General features: G+C 67.7%; 8 protein-coding genes. All 8 read left to right on the forward strand.

The window, feature by feature from the left end; genetic code table 11:
* The coding region (locus GTP90_RS34035) for a M48 family metallopeptidase (RefSeq protein ID WP_161087662.1) at window positions 1–565 on the forward strand (565 nt) is incomplete at its 5' end.
* Window positions 566–658: 93 nt separating this feature from the next.
* Window positions 659–1,636 (forward strand): ABC transporter substrate-binding protein, encoded by a 978-nt coding sequence (locus GTP90_RS34040; RefSeq protein WP_161087663.1) that lies wholly within the window; start codon window positions 659–661, stop codon window positions 1,634–1,636.
* Window positions 1,637–2,458, forward strand: a complete 822-nt coding sequence (locus tag GTP90_RS34045) for an ABC transporter permease (RefSeq protein WP_161087664.1) — start codon at window positions 1,637–1,639, stop codon at window positions 2,456–2,458.
* The gene (locus tag GTP90_RS34050) at window positions 2,458–3,255 is read left to right on the forward strand and encodes an ABC transporter ATP-binding protein (RefSeq protein ID WP_161087665.1); all 798 of its coding nucleotides are present in this window, start codon (window positions 2,458–2,460) and stop codon (window positions 3,253–3,255) included. The genes GTP90_RS34045 and GTP90_RS34050 overlap by 1 nt, the downstream gene beginning before the upstream one ends.
* A 22-nt stretch (window positions 3,256–3,277) precedes the next feature.
* Entirely contained in the window at window positions 3,278–4,084 is an 807-nt protein-coding gene (locus GTP90_RS34055; protein ID WP_161087666.1) for a cytochrome C assembly family protein, read from the forward strand.
* Window positions 4,081–4,362, forward strand: a complete 282-nt coding sequence (locus GTP90_RS34060; protein WP_161087667.1) for a PP0621 family protein — start codon at window positions 4,081–4,083, stop codon at window positions 4,360–4,362. Before GTP90_RS34055 ends, GTP90_RS34060 begins: the two co-directional genes overlap by 4 nt.
* Before the next feature lie 12 nt (window positions 4,363–4,374).
* Window positions 4,375–6,057: a sensor histidine kinase gene (locus GTP90_RS34065; protein WP_161087668.1), complete on the forward strand. Its 1,683-nt coding sequence runs from the start codon at window positions 4,375–4,377 to the stop codon at window positions 6,055–6,057.
* Between the two features lie 12 nt (window positions 6,058–6,069).
* The coding region (locus GTP90_RS34070) for a sigma-54-dependent transcriptional regulator (protein WP_161087669.1) at window positions 6,070–7,296 on the forward strand (1,227 nt) is incomplete at its 3' end.

Consider the following 7,296-nt stretch of genomic DNA (forward strand, 5'->3'; position numbering starts at 1 on the left):
GATGTTCGCGCCGTCCACGCTGCCGCCGGCCCGCCAGCAAGCCTTGCGGCAACGCTTTGCCGCGCTGGCGCCGCCGCCATCGGTGGCCGGCCCGGCGCCGGCCTGGCAGCTGGTGTTCCGCAGCAGCCGCGTCGGCCCGAACGCGTTCGCGCTGCCGTCCGGCGACATCGTGATGACCGACCAGATGGTCACGCTGCTGCAGGACGATGACGCCGTCATGGGCGTGCTGGCGCATGAGCTGGGCCATTTGCAGCGGCGCCATATGACGCGCCGCATCATCCAGAGTTCGGCCGTGGCGTCGGTGACGTCGCTGGTGTTCGGCGACATCTCCGCCGTCCTGAGCACGCTGCCGGCGCTGGCGCTGGACATGAAATACTCGCGCGACGCAGAGCAGGAAGCCGACGACTACGCGGCCGTCATGTTGCGCCACAACGGCATCGCGCTGGAACATCTGGCGGTGGTATTTGCCAAACTGCAGAAACTCGACGGCGGCCGTTTGCCGGTGTATTTCTCCAGCCACCCGCCGAGCGCCGAGCGCCTGGCCCGGCTGCGCGAGGCGCGTTGAGGGCATGACAAGCGATAGGCGATAGGCAAGTCATCCGTGGCTTGGTATGATCTGCACACATTACAGTGCCATCACACACGACAGGAGAGACGGATGAAATTGAACGCCATCGGCAAGACCTTGACCATCGCCGCCATGCTGGCAGCCGCCGGCGCGGCGTCCGCGCAGGAGGTGGTCCGCCTGGGCAACCTGAAGTTCGCGCACTACGGCGCGGTTTCCTACATCAAGGAGATCGCCCCCAAGTGCGGCATCAAGGTCGAGGAGCGGGTGTTCGCCAAGGGCCTGGACGTGATGCAGGGGATTATCGCCGGTGAGCTCGACGTCGGCACCACGGCGTCCGAGGCGGCCATCTCCGGGCGCGCCAGCGGCGCGCCGATCTTCGTCGTGGCCGGCTTCGCCAAGGGCGGCGCGCGCCTGGTGGGCCGCGCCGACCTGAAGATGAAAAGCGTCAAGGACCTGAAGGGCAAGAAGGTCGGCGTCACGCGCGGCGGCATCCAGGAGGTGCTGCTGCTGGCCGAGCTGCAGCAGGCCGGCCTGAGCGCGTCCGACCAGCCGGGCAAGGACGTGCAGCTGATCTACCTGGCCTACGCCGATTTGAACCAGGCGCTGCTGGGCAAGAACATCGACGCCATGATGAACTCCGAGCCGCAGTCGTCGCAGTCGATCAACAAGGGCTACGGCAACGAGATCCTCAAGCCCTACGACACCCCGATCGGCGAGCCGGTGCGCACGATGGTGATGACCGAGAAGTTCTATAAGGAGAAGCGGCCGCTGGCCGAGAAGTTCATGCGCTGCTTCGTCGAGGCCACCAAGACCTTCATCGACCAGCCGGCCGTGGCCGAGAAGTATGTGCGCGAGACCGTGTTCAAGGGCCAGATCACCAAGGAAGACTTCAACGACGCCATCGGCAACTCGCCGTACTCGTACGACATCACGCCCGAGCACATCCAGGTCACCACCGACGTCATGTTCAAGACCGGCGTCGGCCGCATGAGCAAGCCGCCCGCCGCCAAGGAATGGGTCAAGACCGACCTGCTGGACGCCGCCAAGAAAAGCCTGGGCGTCAAGTAAATGGCCAAGTTCAACGCGAAGGAGGCGGCCGTCGGCCTGATCGTGCCGGCGCTGGTGATCGGCGTGTGGCAGCTGGTGTCGATGAAGGGCTGGGTCAATCCGCAGATGCTGCCGTCGCCGCTGGCGGTGCTGGAGCGCTGGATCGCCTACCTGCTGCCGGTCCAGCCGTACAGCCCGGAGCAGGGCAGCTGGCTGCTGTGGGCCGTGTCGGGCGAGCTGATTGTCGACGCCCTCGGCAGCCTGTACCGCGTGCTGGTCGGCTTCGCCATCGGCGCCGCGCTGGCGCTGCCGCTCGGGCTGGTGATGGGCGCCAGCCAGACCGTGTACGCCTGGCTCAACCCGCTGATGCAGCTGCTGCGGCCGATTCCGCCGATCGCCTACATCCCGCTGTCGATCCTGTGGTTCGGCCTGGGCAATCCGCCGGCCATCTTTTTGATCGTGCTGGGCGCCTTCTTCCCGGTGCTGATGAACACCATCGCCGGCGTGCGCCAGGTCGACAGCATCTACCTGCGCGCCGCGCGCAACCTCGGCGCCAGCGGCGCCACGCTGTTCGTGCGCGTGATCCTGCCGGCCGCCGTGCCGTATATCCTGTCGGGCGTGCGGATCGGCATCGGCACCGCCTTCATCGTGGTGATCGTGTCCGAGATGATCGCCGTGAACAACGGCCTGGGCTTCCGCATCCTGGAGGCGCGCGAGTACTTTTGGTCGGACAAGATCATGGCCGGCATGATCACCATCGGCCTGATCGGCCTGATCATCGACACCGCCGTCAATAAACTGAACAACCATCTGCTGCGCTGGCACCGCGGCCTGGAGAACTGATGCACCCTCACCACATCGTCGTCGCCAACGTCAGCAAGGTGTTCCAGACCGCCGAGCGCGAGCTGGTGGCGCTCAAGGACATCGACCTGGAGATCCCGCAGGGCCAGTTCGTCTGCCTGCTGGGGCCCTCGGGCTGCGGCAAGTCCACGCTGCTCAACGCCATCGCCGGCTTCGCGCTGCCCACGTCCGGCCGCATCCTGGCCGACGGCAAGCAGGTCACCGCGCCCGGCCCCGAGCGCGGCATGGTGTTCCAGGAGTACGCGCTGTTCCCGTGGATGACGGTGGAAAAGAACATCGCCTTCGGCCTGGAGATCAAGGGCTTGCCGCAGGCGCAGATCACCGCCAAGGTCGACCAGCTGCTGGCCATGCTGTCGCTGGGCGACTTCAAGCACCGCTTCCCCAAGGACCTGTCGGGCGGCATGCGCCAGCGGGTGGCGATCGCCCGCGTGCTGGCGCTCGATTCGCCCATCATGCTGATGGACGAGCCGTTCGGCGCGCTCGACGCGCTGACCCGCCGCAACCTGCAGGACGAGCTGCTGCGCATCTGGGCCGAGCTGAAAAAGACCATCATCTTTGTCACCCACAGCATCGAGGAGGCGATCTACCTGGCCGACCGCATCGTGGTGATGACCTACCGTCCCGGCACCGTCAAGCGCGACCTGATGGTCGACCTGCCGCGCATGCGCGATCCGGCTTCCGCCGAGTTCAACGCCCTCAAGCGCGAACTGGGCCAACTGGTGATGGAGGAGCAGCAGCGCCATCACAACGACGAGCTGCGCATGGCAGCCGTCGACTGAGCGATGGTGTAAACTGCCGGACATGCAGACTATCCTACTCTTGGCAGCCATCGCGCTGTACCTGTTATGCGCGGCGCTGCCGTCGCGCCGTGCCGGGCTGATTTCCGCCGTGACCGCCGCCGCCTGGCTGCTGCACGGCGCCGGCCTGTGGTCCGAGGTGGCCGGCGGCGCCGGCGCCATCCGCATCGGCTTTGCCGCCATGCTGTCGTCGGCGCTGTGGGTGTCGGTCGGCGCCTACTGGATCGAGAACCAGAATTTCAGCCTGGACGGCATGCGCCGCCTGGTCATGCCGAACGCCGCGCTGGCGACGGCCCTGCAGGCCGGCTTCCCCGGCAGCGTGATCGCGCTGGAGGGCAAGTCGCCGCTGTTCGGCTGGCACATCGCCATCGCCACGCTGGCCTACAGCACGCTGACGGTGGCCGCCTTCCACGCGGTGCTGATGGCGCTGCAGGAAAAGCGCCTGCACGCGGGCACCGAACGCAAGGGCTTCCTGGCCTCCGCGCTGGACCAGCTGCCGGCGCTGCTGACCATGGAGAAGCTGCTGTTCCGCATGATCAGCATCGGCTTCACCTTGCTGAGCCTGACGGTGCTGTCGGGCATCGTGTTCTCGGAACAGCTGTTTGGCCAGGCGCTCAAATGGGACCATAAATCGGTGTTCACCATGCTGTCGTGGGTGCTGTTCGCCGCGCTGCTGGCGGGCCGCCGTTTCCGCGGCTGGCGCGGCAAGACCGCGCTGAGCTTCACGCTGGCCGGTTTCGCCACCTTGTTGCTGGCCTACGTCGGCAGCCGTTTTGTGTTTGAAGTGGTTTTGCATAAGGGTTGGGCATGAGCCGTATTATCTTTTGGCTGGCGTTGGTATTCCTGGTGATCTTCGCCATCCGCAGCAAGATCCGCGAGGCGCAGAAGCGCCACCAGCAGCAGTTCCGCGATCCGCAGCAGCCGGCCGCCGGCCGCGGCGCCGGCCAGTCCGCGGCCGAGGCCAGGGCCGAAGCCGAGACCATGCTGCAATGCGCCCACTGCGGCATCTTCTATCCCGCATCGGAAACCGTGCAGGCGCGCGGCCGCGACTATTGCAGCGCGGCCCACGCCACGCTGCCTGGCGCTTAGGCCTCCCCGCGCATGATCGCGCGCCTTCAAGCCTTGTCGGCCGGATCGCGCGCTACCTTCTGGCGTTCGCTGCAGACGCTCAACGCCACCCGCGTGGTGATCGCGCTGGTGCTGCTGGTCTACCTGAGCTTCGACAACCACGGCCTGCGCGCCTCCGGCCCCTATCTGTACCTGCAAATCTGCCTGGTCTATCTGGGCCTGGCGATCCTGTTCGCGCTGACGGCGGTCTACTGGCAGCGCCGCTTCCTGCTGCAGCTGCTGTCGCAGGTGGCCTGCGACCTGACCGTCATCTCGCTGCTGTTCCTGGCCGGCGGCGGCTTGCGCAGCGGCTTGGCCATCCTCTACCTGTTCCCGCTGGCCGGCGTGGCCATCCTGGCGCCGCTGATGCTGTCGCTGTTCTGCGCCGCGCTGGTGGCGCTGTTCATGCTGGCCGAATCGACCTGGCAGGTGTTCATGATGGACGGCGAGCAGCCCTACCTGCAGGCGGGCCTGTACGGCGCGGCCTTCTTTGCCGCCGTGCTGGTGGTCAACCGCATGGCGGCCCGGCTGATCGGCCAGGAGGAGCTGGCGATCCAGCGCGGCGTCGAGATCACCGTGCAGCAGGCGGTCAACCGGCTGGTGATGGCCAACGTCGGCGACGGCATCCTGGTGGTCGATCCGGACGGCCAGGTCTTCGCCGGCAATCCGGCGGCGCAGCAGATGCTGGGCATGGTCGGGCCGGAGATGAAGTTCCTGCTGTCGGCCGCCGCCGCGCTGGCGCCGCTGGCGCAAGCCTACGCCGAGTGGCGCGCCGACCCCGCGCGCAGCACCGCCTATGTCACCATCAAGCCGTATGCCGAGGTGGCGCTGCGCGACGTGACGGCCGCCTGGAGCGCGCGGCGCGACCTGGCCGCGCATTTGAAGGTGCGCTTCGCGGCGGTCGACACGGCCGGCCTGGGCACCGAGCGCAGCGTGATCTTTTTGCAGGACGTGACCGGCATCGAGAACCAGGCGCAGCAACTGAAGCTGGCGTCGATGGGGCGGCTCACGGCCAGCATCGCGCACGAGGTGCGCAATCCGCTGTCGGCCATCGGCCACGCCACCGCGCTGCTGGGCGAGGACCTCGACAGCACCGTGCATCTGCGGCTGCTGAAGATCGTCGGCGACAACGTGGCGCGGGTCAACCGCATGGTGGAGGACATCCTGCAGCTGTCGCGCAAGGTGCAGCCGCACAGCGAGCCGCTGGCGCTGGACGTCTTCCTGGCCGAGCTGAAAACCGAATTCGACGACACCCACGGGCTGCCGCACGACCTGCTGGCGGTGTCGGCGCCGGCCGGCACGCTGGTGCGCTTCGACGCGCTGCACCTGCGCGAGGTGGTGCTCAACCTGCTCAACAACGCGGTGCGCTACGCCAGCGGCGCGCCGGCCTCGGTGCGCATGGAGCTGGTGAGCGGGAAGGCGCGGCCGATGGAGCTGCACGTGCAGGACGACGGCCCCGGCATCTCGCCCGAGGTGCGCGCCCACCTGTTTGAGCCGTTTTACACCACATCGAGCAAGGGGACCGGCCTGGGACTATATCTGGCGCGCGAATTGTGTTTGAATAACGAAGCGCGGTTGGACTACGAATATCGTTTTGATATCAAAGACAGCCCCGATGGGACTCCCCGCTCGCGCGGGCGCTTCGTGATCACTTTCGCGCAACCGGCGCAGACGTAGAAAGGCTGTTTGATGACTGCTAGAGGTTCCCAACGCGCCCCGCGCGTGCTGGTCGTCGACGACGAGGCCGACCTGCGCGAGCTGCTGGAACTGACCCTGCTGAAAATGGGCCTGGACGTCGACAGCGCGGCCACGCTGGCGCAGGCGCGCGGCCTGCTGGCCAACGCCGAACGCGAATACCAGCTGGTGCTGACCGACATGCGCCTGCCCGACGGCCTGGGGCTGGAGCTGGTGCGCGAGGTGAGCGCCGCCTATAAGAACACGCCGATCGCGGTGGTGACGGCTTTCGGCAGCGCCGACAACGCCGTCATCGCGCTCAAGGCCGGGGCCTTCGACTACATCTCCAAGCCGGTGGCGCTGGACCAGCTGCGGGTGATGGTGCAGTCGGCGCTGCGGCTGAACGCCGAGCCGCCGGCCGGCGAGGCGCCGTGCGCCGCGCCGCTCGACAGCCGCCTGAAGGGCGAGTCGGCCGTGATCCAGGCGCTGCGTGCGCAGATCGCGCGGCTGGCGCGCTCGATGGCGCCGATCGCCATCAACGGCGAATCGGGCAGCGGCAAGGAGCTGGCGGCGCGCGAGATCCACGCCCGCAGTTCGCGCGCGGGCAAGCCCTTCATCGCGGTCAACTGCGGCGCGATTCCCGAGGCGCTGATGGAGGCGGAGTTCTTCGGCTACCGCAAGGGCGCCTTCACCGGCGCGGCCGATGAGCGCGACGGCTTCTTCCAGGCGGCCAACGGCGGCACGCTGATGCTCGACGAGGTGGCCGACCTGCCGCTGGCGATGCAGGTCAAGCTGCTGCGGGCGATCCAGGAGCGGCGCGTGCGCAAGATCGGCGCCACCGCCGAGGAGCCGGTCGACGTGCGCATCATCAGCGCCACCCACAAGAACCTGGAGCAGTGCGTGGAGCAGGGCAGCTTCCGCCAGGACCTGTTCTACCGCCTGAACGTCATCGAACTGAGCCTGCCGCCGCTGCGCGAACGGCTCGACGACCTGCCCGTGCTGACCGCCGCCATCCTCGAGCGGCTGGGCACCTTCGAGCACAAGGTGCGGCTGGGCGAGGGCGTGCTGGAGACCTTGCGCGGCTACTCCTTCCCCGGCAATGTGCGCGAGCTGGAAAACATCCTGGAGCGCGCGCTGGCCTTCGCCAACGACGGCGTGATCGAGGTGGCCGACCTGGCGCTGAAGGGCGCGCGCGCCGCCGATGCGCCGGCGCCGCCATCGGCCGAATCGGCGCCGGCCGCG

Origin of the sequence: Duganella vulcania, assembly GCF_009857655.1 — a bacterium.
GTDB lineage: Bacteria > Pseudomonadota > Gammaproteobacteria > Burkholderiales > Burkholderiaceae_D > Rugamonas > Rugamonas vulcania.

Coding starts and splice junctions, on each gene's coding strand:
- GTP90_RS34040 (WP_161087663.1), top strand. CDS start 659: ATGAAATTGAACGCCATCGGCAAGACCTTGACCATCGCCGCCATGCTG.
- GTP90_RS34045 (WP_161087664.1), top strand. CDS start 1,637: ATGGCCAAGTTCAACGCGAAGGAGGCGGCCGTCGGCCTGATCGTGCCG.
- GTP90_RS34050 (WP_161087665.1), top strand. CDS start 2,458: ATGCACCCTCACCACATCGTCGTCGCCAACGTCAGCAAGGTGTTCCAG.
- GTP90_RS34055 (WP_161087666.1), top strand. CDS start 3,278: ATGCAGACTATCCTACTCTTGGCAGCCATCGCGCTGTACCTGTTATGC.
- GTP90_RS34060 (WP_161087667.1), top strand. CDS start 4,081: ATGAGCCGTATTATCTTTTGGCTGGCGTTGGTATTCCTGGTGATCTTC.
- GTP90_RS34065 (WP_161087668.1), top strand. CDS start 4,375: ATGATCGCGCGCCTTCAAGCCTTGTCGGCCGGATCGCGCGCTACCTTC.